Annotated in this window: 13 protein-coding genes; all 13 read left to right on the top strand. The window is 66.2% G+C overall.

Annotation, left to right across the window (positions count from 1 at the left end; genetic code table 11):
- Window positions 1–24 precede the first annotated feature (24 nt).
- The 13 genes from rlmE (at window position 25) to alaS (ending at window position 17488) form a co-directional block, all read left to right on the top strand.
- Window positions 25–657 carry a 23S rRNA (uridine(2552)-2'-O)-methyltransferase RlmE gene (gene rlmE / locus LL962_RS15555; protein ID WP_104588314.1) on the top strand — a complete coding sequence of 211 codons (633 nt, stop codon included), beginning with the start codon at window positions 25–27 and terminating at the stop codon, window positions 655–657.
- Between the two features lie 60 nt (window positions 658–717).
- Window positions 718–2658, top strand: a complete 1941-nt coding sequence (gene ftsH, locus LL962_RS15550) for an ATP-dependent zinc metalloprotease FtsH (protein WP_167395399.1) — start codon at window positions 718–720, stop codon at window positions 2656–2658.
- Between the two features lie 346 nt (window positions 2659–3004).
- The gene (gene folP / locus LL962_RS15545) at window positions 3005–3907 is read left to right on the top strand and encodes a dihydropteroate synthase (protein WP_228317554.1); all 903 of its coding nucleotides are present in this window, start codon (window positions 3005–3007) and stop codon (window positions 3905–3907) included.
- Window positions 3907–4890 (top strand): tRNA (adenosine(37)-N6)-dimethylallyltransferase MiaA, encoded by a 984-nt coding sequence (miaA, locus tag LL962_RS15540; protein WP_228317553.1) that lies wholly within the window; start codon window positions 3907–3909, stop codon window positions 4888–4890. Before folP ends, miaA begins: the two co-directional genes overlap by 1 nt.
- Before the next feature lie 75 nt (window positions 4891–4965).
- Complete coding sequence (hfq, locus tag LL962_RS15535) at window positions 4966–5244, top strand: RNA chaperone Hfq (RefSeq protein WP_005915027.1); 279 nt, start codon at window positions 4966–4968, stop codon at window positions 5242–5244.
- 11 nt (window positions 5245–5255) lie between these two features.
- Entirely contained in the window at window positions 5256–6575 is a 1320-nt protein-coding gene (hflX, locus tag LL962_RS15530) for a ribosome rescue GTPase HflX (RefSeq protein WP_104588318.1), read from the top strand.
- A gap of 185 nt (window positions 6576–6760) precedes the next feature.
- Window positions 6761–7255: a CinA family protein gene (locus tag LL962_RS15525; protein WP_104588319.1), complete on the top strand. Its 495-nt coding sequence runs from the start codon at window positions 6761–6763 to the stop codon at window positions 7253–7255.
- 234 nt (window positions 7256–7489) lie between these two features.
- A complete protein-coding gene (locus LL962_RS15520) occupies window positions 7490–10024 on the top strand; it encodes a TonB-dependent receptor (RefSeq protein ID WP_255626355.1) in 2535 nt (844 codons plus the stop codon).
- A 383-nt stretch (window positions 10025–10407) separates the two neighbouring features.
- On the top strand, window positions 10408–12084 hold the full coding sequence (ubiB, locus tag LL962_RS15515) for a 2-polyprenylphenol 6-hydroxylase (RefSeq protein WP_228317551.1): 1677 nt from the start codon (window positions 10408–10410) through the stop codon (window positions 12082–12084).
- 66 nt (window positions 12085–12150) lie between these two features.
- Window positions 12151–12792: a transcriptional repressor LexA gene (gene lexA / locus LL962_RS15510; RefSeq protein WP_104588322.1), complete on the top strand. Its 642-nt coding sequence runs from the start codon at window positions 12151–12153 to the stop codon at window positions 12790–12792.
- A gap of 172 nt (window positions 12793–12964) precedes the next feature.
- Complete coding sequence (recA, locus tag LL962_RS15505) at window positions 12965–13999, top strand: recombinase RecA (protein WP_228317550.1); 1035 nt, start codon at window positions 12965–12967, stop codon at window positions 13997–13999.
- 250 nt (window positions 14000–14249) lie between these two features.
- Complete coding sequence (recX, locus tag LL962_RS15500; RefSeq protein ID WP_228317549.1) at window positions 14250–14738, top strand: recombination regulator RecX; 489 nt, start codon at window positions 14250–14252, stop codon at window positions 14736–14738.
- Between the two features lie 101 nt (window positions 14739–14839).
- On the top strand, window positions 14840–17488 hold the full coding sequence (alaS, locus tag LL962_RS15495; protein WP_228317548.1) for an alanine--tRNA ligase: 2649 nt from the start codon (window positions 14840–14842) through the stop codon (window positions 17486–17488).
- The last annotated feature ends 64 nt before the right edge of the window (window positions 17489–17552 follow it).

Below are 17552 nucleotides of genomic sequence, written 5' to 3'. Positions count from 1 at the left end.
CGGCCCGTTCGGACCCCTTCGCCAATGCCTTCCCGCAGTAAAAGCAGCCAGCGCTGGCTCAAGGAACACTTCGCCGACCCTTACGTGAAAAAGGCCCAGGCCGAGGGCATGCGCTCGCGCGCGGCCTACAAGCTGGAGGAGTTGCTGCAGCGCGATCGTCTGCTCAAACCCGGCATGGTGGTGGTCGATCTGGGCGCCGCCCCGGGCGGCTGGTCGCAGCAGGTGCGCAAGTCGCTGGGCGACAGCGGCCGGGTACTGGCCCTGGACATCCTGGACATGCCGGCACTGGCGGGCGTGGAATTCCTTCACGGCGACTTCAGGGAGCAGGACGTCCTATCGCAGTTCGAGGCGATGCTGGGCGATGTGCCGGTAGACCTTGTGCTGTCGGATATGGCCCCCAATAAGAGTGGCATGGATGCGGTCGACCAGCCGCGGATGATGCATCTGGCCGAGCTGGCGATGGAGTTCGCCGACCACCACCTCAAGCCGGGTGGCGCATTCCTGATCAAGCTGTTTCAGGGTGTGGGGTCGGACGACTACATCCGCGAGCTGCGCCGCCGCTATGAGAAGGTGACGATTCGCAAGCCGGCGGCCTCGCGCAAGCGCTCCCCGGAAGTTTATGCACTCGGTCAGGGCAAGCGGGTCCAGATCAAGTAAGCTGCCAATGACCGTCGTGTATCAAGCATAGAAGAGTAGAGGGCACCGGAGCCAATGAGGATGAACGACTTGACCAAGAATTTGCTGCTGTGGGTGGTCGTCGCGGTTGTGCTGATGGTCGTCTTCCAGAGCTTCTCGCCGCGGATGGCAGGCGGCGTCGGCTCCGACTCGATCACCTACACCCAGTTCCTGAAGGAAGTGGACAGCGGTCGGGTCAAGTCGGTGGATTACACCGATGAGACCAACCTGGCCGTCAACGCGATCCGCTTCAAGCGGACCGATGGCACCGAGGCGACCGTCTACGGTCCGCGCGACGACAAGCTGGTCGACGTGCTGTACAGCAAGAACATCGAAATGACCCGCCAGAAGCCATCCACCGGCCCTGGCTTCTGGTCGTTGGTACTGAATTTCCTCCCCGTCATCCTGATCATCGGCTTCTGGCTGTTCATCATGCGCCAGATGCAGGGTGGTGGTGGCGGCGCGAAGGGTGCGATGAGTTTCGGCAAATCGCGCGCCAAGCTGCAGGGCGAGGACCAGATCAAGATCACCTTTGCCGACGTGGCAGGTTGCGACGAGGCCAAGGAAGAGGTCGGCGAGCTGGTCGACTTCCTGCGCGACCCCACCAAGTTCACCAAGCTGGGCGGCAAGATTCCGCGCGGCGTGTTGATGGTGGGTCCTCCGGGTACCGGCAAGACGCTGCTGGCCAAGGCCATTGCCGGCGAAGCCAAGGTGCCGTTCTTCAGCATCTCCGGCTCCGATTTCGTGGAAATGTTCGTCGGCGTGGGCGCCAGCCGCGTGCGCGACATGTTCGAACAGGCCAAGAAGCATGCGCCGTGCATCATCTTCATCGACGAAATCGATGCGGTGGGCCGTCACCGTGGCGCCGGTCTGGGCGGCGGGCATGACGAGCGCGAGCAGACCTTGAACCAGCTGCTGGTGGAGATGGACGGTTTCGAGGGCGGCGAAGGGGTGATCGTGATCGCGGCCACCAACCGTCCCGACGTGCTGGATCCGGCCTTGCTGCGCCCGGGCCGCTTCGACCGCCAGGTCGTGGTGGGCCTGCCCGACGTCAAGGGCCGCGAGCAGATCCTGCGCGTGCACATGCGCAAGCTGCCGCTGGCCGAGGACGTGGTGCCGATGGTGATCGCGCGCGGAACCCCCGGCTTCTCGGGTGCGGATCTGGCCAACCTGTGCAACGAGGCAGCGCTGTTCGCCGCGCGCGGCGGCGAGAAGGAAGTGCGCATGGATCACTTCGACCGTGCCCGCGACAAGATCCTGATGGGCGCCGAACGCCGTTCGATGGCCATGAGCGAGGACGAGAAGACCCTGACCGCGTACCACGAGGCGGGTCATGCGATCGTCGGTCGCCTGGTGCCGGAGCACGACCCGGTCTACAAGGTCACGATCATCCCGCGCGGTCGCGCGCTGGGTGTCACCATGTATCTGCCGGAAGGCGACCGCTACTCGATGAATCGCGTTGCGATCGAATCGCAGCTGTGCTCGCTCTACGGTGGTCGTGTTGCCGAGGAGCTGATCTTCGGCGGCGACAAGGTCACCACCGGCGCGTCGAACGATATCGAGCGTGCGACCAAGATGGCGCGCAACATGGTCACCAAGTGGGGCCTGTCCGACGAACTGGGCCCGGTTGCGTACGGCGAAGAGGAAGACGAGGTGTTCCTGGGCCGTTCGGTGACCCAGCACAAGAACGTGTCCGACGAGACCGCGCGCAAGATCGACGAAGTGGTGCGCTCGATCCTGGACAAGGCCTACAGCAAGACCAAGACCATCCTGACCGAGAATCTGGACAAGCTGCACGCCATGTCGCAGTTGCTGCTGCAGTACGAAACCATCGATGTGCCGCAGATCGACGCCATCATGGAAGGCCGCGAACCGCCACCGCCGGCAGGCTGGGGGAAGTCGGACAAGGACGGCGGCAACAACAACGACAAGGGTAGCCCGCGTCCACTGCCGCCGATCGCGGGACCAGCCGAGCAGCTGTAAGCCCGATTGACAATGGCAGGCGGCGCTCTCCACCGGGGCCAGGAAGTGATTCCTGGCCCCGGTGCGTTGTACGGAACTGTGCGCGGTGAATCGGCCGAGGCTCTGGTGGCTGCTGCTGCATGACAGTCGCCCCGTCGCGCGCATGCAAGCGACGCGCAGGGACGCATCGGATGCGTGACGATGCGCACTGGGCGACAATGTGCGGCGCCGGCAGGCGATCTGCGCAGTGGCCGGATGCGCGTGGGCTCGCCACGTCACGACGGTGGCTACGCGGCACACCTGTCGGCAACCCAGGCGCCGTCAACCGGATGCCGCACTCATTGCAACCTGGCCAGGAGATCTCCCGATGTTCGACACCGCCCTCACGCTGGATTGCGCCGGTCGCCCGCTGCGGCTGGATGCGCCGCAGGCGATGGGCATCGTCAATGTCACGCCGGACTCGTTTTCGGACGGCGGGCAGCACGCCACCTGCGAAGCAGCCATCGCCCACGGATTGCGTCTGGCGGCGGAGGGCGCGGCGGTGTTGGACATCGGTGGCGAATCGACCCGCCCGGGGGCGACGCCGGTGTCGCTGGAAGACGAACTGCAGCGCGTGATCCCGGTGATCCAGGCGCTGGCGCAACAGACCGCGATACCGATCAGCGTGGACACCTCCAAGCCCGAAGTGATGCGCGCGGCAGTGGCCGCGGGTGCCGGCATGATCAACGATGTCCATGCATTGCGTTCGCCGGGCGCGTTGCAGGCTGCTGCCGAGCTGCAGGTGCCGGTGGTGCTGATGCATGCGCGCAACGCGCCGCACGCGATGCAGGACGCGCCGCATTACGACGATGTGGTGGGCGAGGTGCACCGGTTTCTGGCCGAGCGCATCTTCGCCGCGGAAATGGCCGGCATCGCCAAGCGACGCCTGATCCTCGATCCGGGCTTCGGCTTCGACAAGACCACCGTGCACAACATGACCTTGCTGGCACAGTTGCAGCGCTTGCAGGAGTTTGGCCTGCCGGTGCTGGCCGGGCTGTCGCGCAAGCGCAGCATCGGCGAGCTGACCGGACGCGAGCGCGCCGCCGAGCGCGTGCATGGGTCGGTGGCCGCCCATCTGATTGCCGCCCAGCATGGCGCACTGCTGCTGCGCGTGCATGACGTGGCGGCGACCCTGGATGCGGTGCGGGTCTGGAGCGCGATGGCCGCGATCCCGGTGCCGCGCGTCGCCGCAGCTGCTGCTCCCGCCTTCCGCTGGCCGGACGAGGACTGATGCCGGCCGATCGACGTCCGCTGGCGATCGCGGTGATGGGGCCGACCGCCAGCGGCAAGACCGCGCTGGCGCTGGAGGCGGCGCAGCGCTGGAACGGCGAAATCGTCAGCGTCGACTCCGCGTTGGTCTATCGGGGACTGGACATCGGCGCGGCCAAGCCGGATGCCGCCATGCGCGCGGCGGTTCCGCATCATCTGATCGATCTGCGCGAGCCCTGGCAGGTCTACTCGGCCGCCGACTTCGCCGCCGACGCGCGCGTGGCGATCGATGGCATCCTTGCACGCGGCAAGCTGCCGATCCTGGCTGGCGGCACCGGCCTGTACTTCCGGGCGCTGCTCGAGGGCCTGTCGCAATTGCCCCAGGCCGATCCGACGGTGCGCGCCGAGCTTGCCGCAGAGGCCGAACAGGTCGGTTGGGCCGGCCTGCATGCGCAGCTGGCCCGGATCGATCCGGTGGCGGCCGCGCGCATCCATGCCACCGACCCACAGCGCATCCAGCGCGCGTTGGAAGTGCATCGCATCAGCGGCCGGCCGATCAGCTACTGGCAGGGCCTGCCGCCGCAGCCCAGGCTGCCGTTGCGGGTGATGAAACTGGTCCTGGCCCCGCAGGATCGGGCGGTGCTGCACGCGCGCATCGCACAGCGGTTGGACGCGATGCTTGGGCAGGCGTTCCTGGCAGAAGTGGAGCGCTTGCGGGCGCTGCCGCAGATGCGTGCGGTCGCCGCGCCGTTGGATCTGCCAGCAGTTCGCGCAGTGGGGTATCGCCAGGCCTGGGAGTATCTGGACGGCGCCGGCAGCCTGGCCGATTTCCGCGACAGGGCGGTGCAGGCGACCCGGCAACTGGCCAAGCGCCAGCTGACCTGGCTGCGTAGCGAGCTCGACGCACGCTGGTTCGACCCCGCGCGCGACCGGCATCGACTGGACGAGGCTTTTGCCGGCTTCCTCGGCCATCGTCGCGCTTTACGGCTGCCTTCAGGCGTGTAACATCGCGTTTCCGGGACCGGCTGGGGATAGCAGGTGTCGACCGGGACAATAAGAACAATAATGAAGGAGTTTGTGATGGCTAAGGGGCAATCTTTACAGGACCCGTTCCTCAACGCGCTGCGCCGCGAGCGGGTACCGGTGTCCGTGTATCTGGTCAATGGCATCAAGCTGCAGGGCACGATCGAGTCGTTCGACCAGTTCGTGGTGCTGTTGCGCAATACCGTGAGTCAGATGGTGTACAAGCATGCCATCTCCACGGTCGTGCCGGCGCGCAACGTGCGCGTGGGGCCGGGTGGTGGATATGTGCAGTCCAATGAAGGCAATCAGGCGGAAGATGACGACGTCGAGCAGTAACGGAGTAGTGCGTGTTTGATCGCTCACGCAAGGGTGAACACGCGTTGTTGATCCAGACCCACTCCGGTGGGCCTGCCGAAGAGGATGTGCTGGAGGAGTTCGCCGACCTTGCAAAGTCGGCGGGCGCCACGGTGGCGGCCACGCTCACCGCGCGCATCGACAAGCCCAGTCCCTCCACCCTGATCGGCAGCGGCAAGCTGGAAGAGGTCAAGGCGGCTGCCGAGGCCACCGGCGCGGATCTGGTGCTGGTCAACCACACCTTGTCGCCCGGCCAGGAACGCAATCTGGAGCGGTACCTGGAGCGGCGCGTGATCGATCGCACCGGTCTGATCCTGGACATCTTCGCGCAACGCGCGCGCAGCCACGAAGGCAAGTTGCAGGTCGAGCTGGCGCAGTTGCGCCACATGGCCACACGACTGGTGCGCGGCTGGACCCACCTGGAGCGCCAGCGCGGCGGTTCGATCGGCCTGCGCGGGCCGGGCGAAACCCAGCTGGAAACCGATCGTCGCCTGCTGCAGAAGCGGGTGGAGCAGTTGCAGAAGCGACTGGAAAAGGTCGAAGTGCAGCGCAACCAGATGCGGCGCGCGCGGTTGCGCAGCGAACTGCCGCGCATTGCGCTGGTCGGTTACACCAACGCGGGCAAATCCACGCTGTTCAACGCCTTGACCGGCGCCGAGGCCTACGCCGCCGACCAGTTGTTCGCCACGCTCGATCCCACCGTGCGTCGCATCGCGCTGCCGGGCGGCAGCGCGATTCTTGCCGACACGGTCGGCTTCGTACGCGATCTGCCTCACGAACTGGTGGCGGCGTTTCGCTCGACCCTGTCGGAGGCGCGCGAGGCCGATCTGTTGCTGCACATCGTCGATGCGGCCGACCCCCTGCGCGAAGAACGCATCCTGCAGGTCGACGAGGTGTTGCATGCCGTAGGCGCAGGCGATCTGCCGCAACTGCTGGTGTTCAACAAGATCGACAGGATCGAGGGCGCCGAAGTCCGTCATGATGCCCAGGACGGCATCCCGGATCCGGCGCGACGCGAACGCGTGTGGATTTCCGCACGTGACGGGCGGGGGCTGGAGGAGCTGCAACGCGCGCTCGGCCAGCGTCTGGATCTGCGGCACGTCACCGGGCAGCTGCGCTTGCCGCCCTCGGCCGGACGCCTGCGCTCCAAGCTGCATCAGCTGGAAGTGGTGCGTGGGGAGCAGGGCGACGAGCACGGCTGGCTGCTCGAAGTCGATCTGCCCTTGGTGGAGGCCGAACGCCTGGCCGCAGGCGAGGACGGTGCGCCGTTGCGTGCGATGCTGCCCGACCGCCGCGAAGACTGGGAAGCCTGACCTGCCGCCGGCGTGGCGTCAGTGCAAGGCGTGGCGCTTCGTAACGCAGGCCGTCGCGGTGGTCGCCTCATCGGTGGATTGCTCACCCCGGCAAGCTGTCTGCGCGCCGGGCGTCGGGCACGATGCGGGCAGACAGCGCCTGTGAATTCGGATAAAAGTGGGCGCTGCCCAATGCGATCCATGTAATGACATCTCCTGCCGACCCTGATCTTCAACAGCTCGCCCAGGCGCTGAGCGTGCAGCTGCGTGCTGCACGCGAGCGGCTGGTGACAGCGGAAAGCTGCACTGGCGGCTGGATCGCCAAGGCGATGACCGACATCGCCGGTTCTTCCGACTGGTTCGATTGCGGCATCGTCGCCTACAGCTACGAGGCCAAGCAGGCCTTGCTGCGGGTGCGTCCACAGACCCTGGAGATCCATGGTGCGGTCAGCCGGGAAACCGTCATCGAGATGGTCTCCGGTGCCTTGGTCGGTTCTGGCGGCAGCATCGCGGTGGCGGTGACGGGAATCGCCGGCCCCGGCGGTGGCAGCGAAGGCAAGCCGGTCGGTACGGTGTGGATCGGCTGGAAGCGGCGGGGTGGGTATGCCACCGCGCAGTTGTACCAGTTCGACGGCGATCGCGATGCCGTGCGCCGCCAGACGGTGGCCGCCGCGCTCGCCGGATTGAGCGCCTTGCTCTAGGCGAGCGCGGCGTGGCGGCGTCGGTCGCACGCCAGCGCCTGCGTGTCCGGACGCCGACGCGTTCCCCCGCGTGCATCTCGGGCATGCATTCTGAATGGCGGCACCGTTCGCCGCGGGCACGGCGATTTCGGCTTGCTGCTGGCTTCCGTCCGGCGGATCGGACAATGATGAGCCCTCGCGCGAGGCGGCGCTGCCCATGGCGCCGCTCGGGTCGCGCTTCGTCGGGGAAGACTCATGCATCTGCAACGGCACCCTCGCGCCGCGCTGGCGCTCGCACTCCTCGCGGCCCTGTCCGCACATCCGCTCCGCGCACAGACGGCGGTGCCTACCGACCAGGACGAACCGGCGACCCTGGCAACGCTCAAGGTGACCGCGCAAAAGCGCGAAGAGTCGCTGCAGAGCGTGCCCGTGGTGGTCTCGGTGCTGCCGGAACAGCTGCTTCAGGACAGTGGCGTGCACGACATCAAGGAGTTGCAGGTGCTGGTACCGGGGCTGATCGTGACCAGCTCGCAGAGCGCGGCGCAGACCACGGCCCGGATCCGCGGCATCGGCACGGTGGGCGACAATGCCGGGCTGGAGTCGTCGGTCGGCGTGGTCATCGACGGCGTGGCGCGTGCGCGCAACGGCGTGAGCTTCGCCGATCTGGGGGAGCTGGAACGGATCGAAGTGCTGAAGGGGCCGCAGGGCACGGTGTTCGGCAAGAACACCTCGGCCGGTGTCATCAACGTGGTGACGCGGCGTCCCAGTTTCACCCGCAGCGCCGATGCCGAGATCACCGCCGGCAACTACGGCGCGCTCGGCATCGCGGGCGCATTCAACGATGCCGTCGGCGAGAGCGCGGCGTTGCGCGTGTACGCGGCCAGGCGCCGACGCGATGGTTTCGAACAGGTGACCACCGGTGCGGGCCCGCGCACCGCCACCGATGACGGCGACCAGGATCTGCGGACCGCGCGCGTGCAGCTGCTATGGGAGCCGACCGACGACCTGGACATCAATCTGGCCGCAGACGTCACCGACCGCGATGAGAACTGCTGCGTCACCGTTGCCACCGAGCGCGGCCCGACTGCCGCGCTGGTGGATGCGCTGACACCGGGTGGGCAGGGCACGATCGACCGCGCCGCGCCGCAACGCCGTCGCGCCTACAGCAATCGCAGCACCGCACAGGATATCCGCGACCAGGGCCTGTCGGCGCAGGTCGACTGGACCACCCCGTGGTTGAACCAGGCGGTGCTGACCTCGATCAGCGCGCTGCGCGACTGGAAATCGGTGAACGGCCTGGATTTCGACTACAACGCTGCGGACATCCTGTACCGCGCGCCGCGCGAAGACGAGATGCTCACCCGGTTTCGGACCTTCAGCCAGGAACTGCGGCTGGCCGGATCGAGCGAGCGTTTCGACTGGCTGCTGGGGGCGTTCTATGCCGACGAAACGCTGCACCGCAACGAGTCCTACCGCTTCGGCAGCGTGTACGAACCCTATCTGTCCAGTGTCTTGCTGGCCCGCGTGAATCCGGCGCTGGCCGCGCGTGCCGACGCATCGCGTTTTCTTGCCGATGCCACCGGGCTGCCCGTCGGCAGCCTGTTCCAGGGGCAGGGAAGCCAGGATCGCTTCCGTCAGGACGGCACCAGCGTGGCGCTGTTCACCAACAACACCTGGCACGCCACCGATGCGCTGGATGTGGTCGCCGGGCTGCGCTACACCTATGAGCACAAGGCGCTGCGATCGGCGTTCGCCAACCCCGATGGAAGTCCGGCGTGCGCCAGCTACTTCGCGCCGAACGGTCAGGTCGATGCGGCGGCGCTGCGCCGCATCGGCGCGGCGCTCACCGCACGTGGCGTGTCGGCTGCCGCGGTGCCGACGATTGCGCCGCAAGTGATCGGCTTCAGCTGTCTGCCCTGGGCCAACCTCGCCCATGCCGGTCGCCTGACCGAACAGCGCCGCACCGAACGCGAATGGTCCGGTACCGTCAAGCTGGCCTATCGCTGGAGCGATGCGTTGATGACGTACGCCTCGGCCGCACGCGGCTACAAGGCCGGCGGTTTCAATCTGGATCGCGTGCAGTCGGCCAACGGCTTGTCCAGCGGCGTGCAGGGAATCGTGCCGGTGGACGACACCTCGTTTCCGGGCGAGTTCGTCGACAGCTACGAACTCGGCGCCAAGACCACCTGGCTGGGCGGCAATCTGTTGTTGAATGCCACGCTGTTCTATCAGGATTTCAGCGACTTCCAGCTCAATAATTTTCTCGGCACCAGCTTCGTCGTGCGTTCCATCCCCACCGTCGTTTCGCGCGGCGTCGATGCCGAAGTGCTCTGGCAGGGCGCGCTTCCGGGGCTGATGGTGCAAGGCGGACTCAGCTACGCCGATACCTATTACGGCAACGAGCCGCTGCCGGATGCGGAGCTGGCCCTGCTGCCGGGCAGCAGGGTGAGCTTCGCCCCGCGCTGGTCGGGCAATCTGTCGCTGACCTACGAGCATGCGCTGGGCGATCGGCTCACCGGGCGCTTCAACATCGGCGCCAAGTACATGTCCGACTACAACGCGGGCTCGGATCTGGATCCGCAGAAAGTGCAACCGGCCTATACCCTGCTCAACGCACGCGTCGGCATCGGTGCTCCCGACAGGCGCTGGCTGCTGGAAGCGTGGGCGGAAAATCTCGGCAACGAAACCTACCGCCAGATCGTCATCGATACGCCGCTGCAGGCCGGCTCCTGGAATGCCTTTCTCGGCGCGCCGCGTACCTACGGGCTGACCCTGCGGCTGCGCTACTGACGGGACGCACCGCGCGGCTGCGCCAGCCGAGCGCACTGCGCTGCGGTGGGCACGCGCGACATCTGCCGGCAGATAGGCTACAAACCAGGGTCTGGTTGCCGACCGCATGTGCCGATGTCCGCGTTCTCCGTTGTTGAAGTCGCTCCATGGGAGATCACCCTGCGCACTGGCAGGTGGTCGATGTCGTCTGCACGTTGCATTGCGCGCGCGCAGTCACCTGGCCATGCACAGGGATGTGTCATGCAGCATGCTGGCGCCGCCCGGCATCGCCCGCACGCAGGCCGTGGCATCGGGCGCCGTTGGCCGCCCGGTCCTGCGCCGTCGGACCGGCCGCACTGGCGCCTGCACGGCCAGCGGCTCCAGCAACGACTGGCGGTGCGCTGATGTGGGAGGCGCTTGGCACCGTACGCGATCTGGGCCGGCTGCAGGAAATCGCCGCCGTGCTGATCCGTTACGGCTTCGGCGACATCGTGCGCCGGATCGGGCTGGCCGATGTGCTCGAACGGGCCGGCAAGCTGCTGCATTGGAGCAATGCCGAAGGCCGCCTGCGGATGTCCGCTGCACAGCGCGTGCGGCGTGCGCTGGAAGAACTCGGCCCCACCTTCGTCAAGCTGGGCCAGGTGCTGGCCACGCGAGTGGATCTGCTGCCGCCGGAATGGATCGAAGAGCTGAGCGAACTGCAGAATGCGGTGCCGGCCTTGCCATTCGAACAGATCCTGCCGCAACTGATCGCCGCACTGGGTGCCGAACCGTCCAGCGTCTTCGCCCGGCTCGACGAGCAGCCGCTGGCGGCCGCTTCGCTGGCACAGACCCATCGCGCGTGGTTGGCCGACGGCACGCCGGTGGTGTTGAAGATCCGCCGTCCCGGGATCGGCGACACCATCGAGGCGGACCTGCGCCTGCTCGCGCGGCTGGCGGAAATCGTCGAGACCCGCGCGCCGGATCTGAAGCGATATCGTCCGGCCGAAGTGGTGCAGCAATTCACGGTTTCGCTGCGGCGCGAACTGGATTTCGCCGCCGAGTGCCGCAACGCCGAACGCATCGCGGCCAACTTCGCACACGACCCGCAGGTGGTGGTACCGGCGGTGCATTGGCAATGGACGTGCGAGTCGCTCAATGTGCAGGACTTCATCGATGGCATCCCCGGGCGCGATTTGCAGGCGGTGGACGCGGCCGGCCTGGATCGCAGGGCGCTGGCGCGCGCCGGCGCCGGCATCGTGCTCAAGATGGTGCTACAGGACGGTTGCTTCCACGCCGACCCGCACCCGGGCAATATCTTCTATCTGCGCGACGGGCGTATCGCCGTCATCGACTTCGGCATGGTCGGGCGCGTCTCCGAGCAGCGCCGGTTCCAGGTCGCGCAATTGCTGCACGGCATGGTGAGCCACGATGCCGAAGCGGTGATCGATGTGCTGCTGGAATGGGCCGGCAACAGTCTGGAGATCGACGAGCCATGTCTGCAGCAGGACATCGGCGCGTTCGTCGATCAGTACCGGGGCGTGCCGCTGAAGGAACTGCGTATCGGCGCCATGCTCGGCGACGTCACCGCGATACTGCGCGATCACGGCCTGACGCTGCCGTCGGATCTGGCGCTGATGATCAAGGCCTTCCTCACGCTCGAGGGAATGGGGCGCCAGCTCGATCCGGATTTCGACATGGCCAACGAAGCGCAGCCATATCTCGAACGCGTGGTCCTGCAACGTTACGCACCCAGCGCCATGTTGCGCCGCAGCCGTCGCACCGTGACCGGTGCGATCGATCTGATCGGCGATCTGCCGCGCGATCTCAAGCGCCTGATCCAGGCCGCGCGGCGCGGCAAGCTGCAACTGCATGTGGAAACGCGCGCCTTGCGCGAGTTCGGCGAGCAGGTCGATCGCGCGGCCAACCGGCTGACCATGGGCATCGTGACTGCAGCGCTGGTCATCGGCTCCTCGATCGTGATGAACAGCGTCGGTGGCAGCGCCAGCCGCTGGCTGCTGGGGCTGGGCGTTGGTGGCTTCATCGGCGCCGGCCTGTGCGGCATCTGGATCCTGTTCTCGATCTGGCGCAGCCGGCGTTAGCGATCCACCGGACACCTTGCTTCGACGCTATTGCGCATGGCGCAGTTAGTAGTAATACTACTAACCATGGACCTGACCGATACCCAGCAAGCAATCCTGGCCTTGATCGCCGAGCGGATCGATGCCGACGGCGTGCCGCCGTCGCAGACCGAGATCGCCCGCGCGTTCGGCTTCAAGGGCGTGCGCGCCGCGCAGTATCACCTGGAGGCATTGGAGCAGGCGGGTGCGATCCGCCGTGTCGCAGGGCAGGCGCGCGGCATCCGGCTGGCCGGGCAGGGCGCGCAGTCGCGGACGCCGCCGATCAGTGAGCCCCAACGCGACGACGTACTGCGGCTGCCGGTGCTGGGTCGCGTTGCAGCGGGTCTACCGATCGGCGCCGATATCGGGTCGGACGACTTCGTCGTGCTCGACCGGGTGTTCTTCTCGCCGTCACCGGATTACCTGCTCAAGGTGCAGGGCGATTCGATGCGCGACGAAGGCATCTTCAACGGCGACCTGATCGGTGTGCACCGCACCCGCGATGCACGCTCCGGGCAAATCGTGGTGGCGCGCATCGACGAAGAGATCACCGTCAAGTTGCTGAAGATCGGCAAGGATCGTATCCGCCTGCTGCCACGCAACCCGGATTACGCGCCGATCGAAGTGCAGCCGGATCAGGATTTCGCCATCGAGGGCCTGTATTGCGGGCTGTTGAGGCCCAACCGCTGAGGGCTGTGCCGAGGCGCGGGCTGGGGGTTTTCCCAGCCGGTCTTGCAGGCAATCCCGCTGCCGGGGCACCTGCCGCATCGTTAATCTGAGTGTGTCGCCAGCAGTCTCAGCCTCTGCGATACACCGCCGCTACATTGGCTCCACACCGAAATCACTGACAAGGATCACCCAGATGGACGAGAACAAGAAGCGTGCCCTTTCCGCCGCACTGAGCCAGATCGAAAAGCAATTCGGCAAGGGTTCGGTCATGCGCATGGGCGACCGTGTCATCGAGGCAGTCGAGGTGGTTCCGACCGGCTCGTTGATGCTGGACATCGCACTCGGGATCGGCGGCCTACCCAAGGGCCGGGTGGTGGAGATCTACGGGCCCGAGTCCTCGGGCAAGACGACCCTGACCCTGCAGGCGATCGCCGAGTGCCAGAAGAAGGGCGGCACCGCAGCCTTCATCGACGCCGAGCATGCCCTGGATCCGATCTATGCGGCCAAGCTGGGGGTGAACGTCGACGATCTGCTGCTGTCGCAGCCGGATACCGGCGAGCAGGCGCTGGAGATCGCCGACATGCTGGTGCGCTCGGGCTCGGTCGATATCGTGGTGGTCGACTCGGTGGCCGCACTGACGCCGAAGGCCGAAATCGAAGGCGAAATGGGCGATCAGCTGCCGGGTCTTCAGGCCCGCCTGATGAGCCAGGCGCTGCGCAAGCTGACCGGCAACATCAAGCGCTCCAATACCCTGGTGGTGTTCATCAACCAGTTGCGCATGAAGATCGGCGTCATGATGCCGGGCCAGAGCCCGGAAGTGACCACTGGCGGCAATGCGCTGAAGTTCTACGCCTCGGTACGCCTGGACATCCGTCGGATCGGTTCGATCAAGAAGGGTGACGAGATCATCGGCAACCAGACCAAGATCAAGGTGGTCAAGAACAAGTTGGCGCCTCCGTTCAAGCAGGTGGTCACCGAAATCCTCTACGGCGAAGGCATCAGTCGCGAGGGTGAACTGATCGACATGGGCGTGGATGCCAAGTTGGTGGACAAGGCCGGTGCCTGGTACAGCTATGGCGACGAGCGCATCGGCCAGGGCAAGGACAATGCACGCGGCTATCTGCGCGACAACCCGCAGGTAGCGGCCAAGCTGGAAGCAGAGCTGCGCGAGAAGTTCCAGCCTGCCGAGGCGCCACGCGAAGAGGGCGACGACGCCGAGAAGGAATAACCAGACTGTCTGGCCGCCGGGCCACCCGATGGGAGCGCAGCCCAGCGGGCTGCGATGCACTCCATAGCCCGGCGTGTCGGCCCCGGCCGCTGCTGAGGCCCGGGGTATTCGGTCTGCAATGTCGTTACACGTTTTTCTATCGCGGGAGCGGCGGGGTCAGTGCCGTCGTTTCTCGCGGTAGATCTATCGAGGGCCAGGAGGGCAGGCGCCAGGGACGGCGCATTGATGGGGTCATCGAGGACAGGTCACGATGGACGAGCAGGAGCCCGCACCCAAGCGAGCGCGCCGGTTCAAGGAGCAAACGCCGGTCCAGCGCGCGCTGGGGCTATTGGTACGGCGCGAGCATTCGCGCAAGGAATTGAACCGCAAGCTGCTGGCGCGGGGGATCGAGCCGGACGCCGCGCAGGCGGCGGTGGAGCGGCTGGCGGGAGAGGGGTGGCAGGACGACGCCCGTTTTGCCGCCGCAGTGGTACGAAACCGGGCAGGTTCGGGGTACGGCCCCCTGCACATCCGTGCAGAGCTCGGTACCCATGGCCTGGACAGCGACACGATTGGCGCTGCGATGGCCACCTTCGAAGGCGACTGGACCGAGAATGCGCGCGATCTGATCCGCCGCCGGTTCGGCGAGCAGGGGCCGGTGGATCTGTCGCAGCGTCGAAAGGCCGCCGAGTTGCTGGCCCGGCGGGGGTTCGATGGCAGCAGCATCCGAAGCGCCACGCGCTTCGAGCTTGAGGACTGAGGGCGTCAGGCCTGCTACCCTTCGTGGTTTCAGGTTGTTCCGCTCATCTGCGCCCACATCTCATTGGGTGACCGGGACCGCCGCCCGCCCAATGCCAGCTCATGAACGCACCTGCCAAATTCAGCACTTCCCAGATCCGTCGCGACTTCCTTGCGTTTTTCGAGGGCAAGGGTCACACCATCGTGCCTTCCGCACCGCTGGTGCCGGGCAACGACCCGACTCTGCTGTTCACCAATTCGGGCATGGTCCAGTTCAAGGACGTCTTTCTCGGCGCGGAGAAGCGCAGCTACGTGCGCGCTGCAGACGTGCAGCGCTGCCTGCGTGCCGGTGGCAAGCACAACGACCTGGATTCGGTGGGCTACACCGCACGCCACCACACCTTTTTCGAGATGCTGGGTAACTGGTCGTTCGGCGATTACTTCAAGAAAGAGGCCATCGCGTGGGCCTGGGAGCTGCTGACCCAGGTCTGGAAGCTGCCAGCCGATCGCCTGCTGGTCACCGTCTACCACACCGACGAGGAAGCCTTCGCGCTATGGCGCGACATGATCGGCGTTCCGGAGAGCCGCATCGTACGCATCGGCGACAACAAGGGCGCCCCGTACGCTTCCGATAACTTCTGGCAGATGGCCGACACCGGCCCATGTGGTCCGTGCACCGAGATCTTCTTCGATCATGGCGACCACATCGCCGGTGGTCCGCCCGGTTCTCCGGATGAAGATGGCGACCGCTTCATCGAGATCTGGAATCTGGTGTTCATGCAGTTCGACCGTCAGCCCGATGGCACCCTGGTGCCGCTGCCGGCACCGTGCGTGGATACCGGCATGGGACTGGAGCGCTTGGCGGCGATCCTGCAGCACGTCCATACCAACTACGAAATCGATCTGTTCCAGGCCTTGATCGGCAAGGCCAGCGCACTGACCGGCATCACCGACCTGGAGAACAAGTCGCTGCGTGTGATCGCCGATCACATCCGCGCCTGCTCGTTCCTGATCGTCGATGGCGTGCTGCCGTCCAACGAGGGCCGCGGCTATGTGCTGCGCCGGATCATCCGGCGTGCGCTGCGGCATGGCTGGATGCTGGGCGTGCGGCAGCCGTTCTTCAGCAAGATGGTGCCCACCCTGGTCGAGCTGATGGGGGAAGCCTACCCCGAGCTGGTGGTGGCCAAGGACACCGTTGCGCGTGCCTTGTTGGCCGAAGAGGAGCGCTTTGCCGAGACGCTGGATGCCGGCATGAAGATCTTCGACGAGATCGCGTCGCGCTCGCAGGAGGTCATTCCGGGCGCCGACGCGTTCCGTCTCTACGACACCTACGGGTTCCCGGTCGATCTGACCGCCGACATCGCGCGTGAGCGCGGTATGCGGGTGGACATGGAAGGTTTCGAGTTTTCCATGGAGCGTCAGCGCGAGACCGCGCGTGCTGCGGGCAAGTTCGGTGGCGGTGTGGCACTGCCGGCCGATCTGGTCGCCAGCATGTCGCCAACGGTGTTTCTGGGCTATGAAGCGCACGATGCCGATGCGCTCAAGGTGGTCGCGTTGCTCAAGCAGGGGCGACCCGTCGAGCGCGCAGAAGCCGGCGACGACGTCATCGTGTTCACCGATCGCACGCCGTTCTATGCCGAGTCTGGTGGCCAGGTCGGCGATAGCGGCCGATTGAGCAAGACGGGGGTGTCGATCGACGTCGCCGACACCCAGAAATTCGCCGGACAGTTCCACGGTCACGTCGGGCGCATCACCGAAGGCGCACTTGCGCTGGGCGATGTGCTGGCGGGCGGCATCGATGCGCAGCGTCGCGGCAAGACCATCCTCAACCATTCGGCCACGCACCTGCTGCATGCCGCGCTGCGCGAGGTGCTGGGCACGCACGTGCAGCAGAAGGGCTCGTTGGTGGCGCCGGATCGCCTGCGTTTCGACTTTTCGCATTTCCAGCCGATCACGGCCGAAGAGCTGGCGGTGATCGAACGCAAGGTCAACGCCGAGGTGCGCGCCAATCACAACGTCGAAGTGCACAACATGGCCATGCAGGAAGCACTGGATTTCGGCGCCATGGCCCTGTTCGGCGAGAAGTACGGCGAGCGCGTGCGCGTGCTGAAGATGGGCGGCTACTCCACCGAGCTGTGTGGTGGCACCCATGTCAGCCGTACCGGCGACATCGGGCTGTTCAAGATCACCTCCGAAGGCGGTGTGTCGTCAGGCGTACGTCGCATCGAAGCGGTGACCGGGCAAGGGGCGTTGGACCATGTCGCCGACGAAGAGCGGCGCCTGTCCGAAGCGGCGAGCCTGCTTGGCGGCAACACCGGCGAAGTGGTCGACAAGGTGCGCGCACTGACCGAGCGTCAAAAGCGTCTGGAGCGCGAACTGGAATCGTTGAAGGCCAAGCTGGCATCGGGCGCGACCGCCGATCTGGGCGCCGGTGCCGTCGATGTGGCGGGGGTCAAAGTCGTCGCCGTGCGCCTGGAAGGGTTCGACGCGAAAGCCTTGCGCGATGCGATGGATCGCCTGAAGCAGCAGCTGGGCGATTCGGTGGTCGTGCTGGCCGGTGCTTCCGGCGGCAAGGTCGCGTTGGTCGCCGGAGTGAACGGCAGCCCAACTGGCAAAGTGAAGGCGGGGGAACTCCTCGGCCATATCGCCAGTCAGATCGGGGGCAAGGGCGGCGGCCGTCCGGATCTCGCCCAGGGTGGTGGCGAGGACGGGCCCGCCCTTGCCACCGCGCTCGACGGGGTCGCCTCCTGGGTCAAGCAACACTTGGGCTGAACACTTGTCCTGCTATGCCTTGATGGCCAGCAGGATGTCCCGCTAACATTTCTGGTCTATTCCC

Source organism: Xanthomonas sp. NCPPB 1067 (assembly GCF_020783795.1).
Lineage (GTDB): Bacteria > Pseudomonadota > Gammaproteobacteria > Xanthomonadales > Xanthomonadaceae > Xanthomonas > Xanthomonas melonis.
This window is presented reverse-complemented; position numbering and strand designations above follow the sequence as displayed.

Excerpts from the sequence above, each read along its gene's own strand:
- LL962_RS15520 (WP_255626355.1), top strand. The coding sequence starts at position 7,490 with ATGCATCTGCAACGGCACCCTCGCGCCGCGCTGGCGCTCGCACTCCTC.
- LL962_RS15525 (WP_104588319.1), top strand. The coding sequence starts at position 6,761 with ATGACATCTCCTGCCGACCCTGATCTTCAACAGCTCGCCCAGGCGCTG.
- recX (WP_228317549.1), top strand. The coding sequence starts at position 14,250 with ATGGACGAGCAGGAGCCCGCACCCAAGCGAGCGCGCCGGTTCAAGGAG.
- folP (WP_228317554.1), top strand. The coding sequence starts at position 3,005 with ATGTTCGACACCGCCCTCACGCTGGATTGCGCCGGTCGCCCGCTGCGG.
- rlmE (WP_104588314.1), top strand. The coding sequence starts at position 25 with ATGCCTTCCCGCAGTAAAAGCAGCCAGCGCTGGCTCAAGGAACACTTC.
- ubiB (WP_228317551.1), top strand. The coding sequence starts at position 10,408 with ATGTGGGAGGCGCTTGGCACCGTACGCGATCTGGGCCGGCTGCAGGAA.
- alaS (WP_228317548.1), top strand. The coding sequence starts at position 14,840 with ATGAACGCACCTGCCAAATTCAGCACTTCCCAGATCCGTCGCGACTTC.
- recA (WP_228317550.1), top strand. The coding sequence starts at position 12,965 with ATGGACGAGAACAAGAAGCGTGCCCTTTCCGCCGCACTGAGCCAGATC.
- lexA (WP_104588322.1), top strand. The coding sequence starts at position 12,151 with ATGGACCTGACCGATACCCAGCAAGCAATCCTGGCCTTGATCGCCGAG.
- ftsH (WP_167395399.1), top strand. The coding sequence starts at position 718 with ATGAACGACTTGACCAAGAATTTGCTGCTGTGGGTGGTCGTCGCGGTT.
- miaA (WP_228317553.1), top strand. The coding sequence starts at position 3,907 with ATGCCGGCCGATCGACGTCCGCTGGCGATCGCGGTGATGGGGCCGACC.
- hfq (WP_005915027.1), top strand. The coding sequence starts at position 4,966 with ATGGCTAAGGGGCAATCTTTACAGGACCCGTTCCTCAACGCGCTGCGC.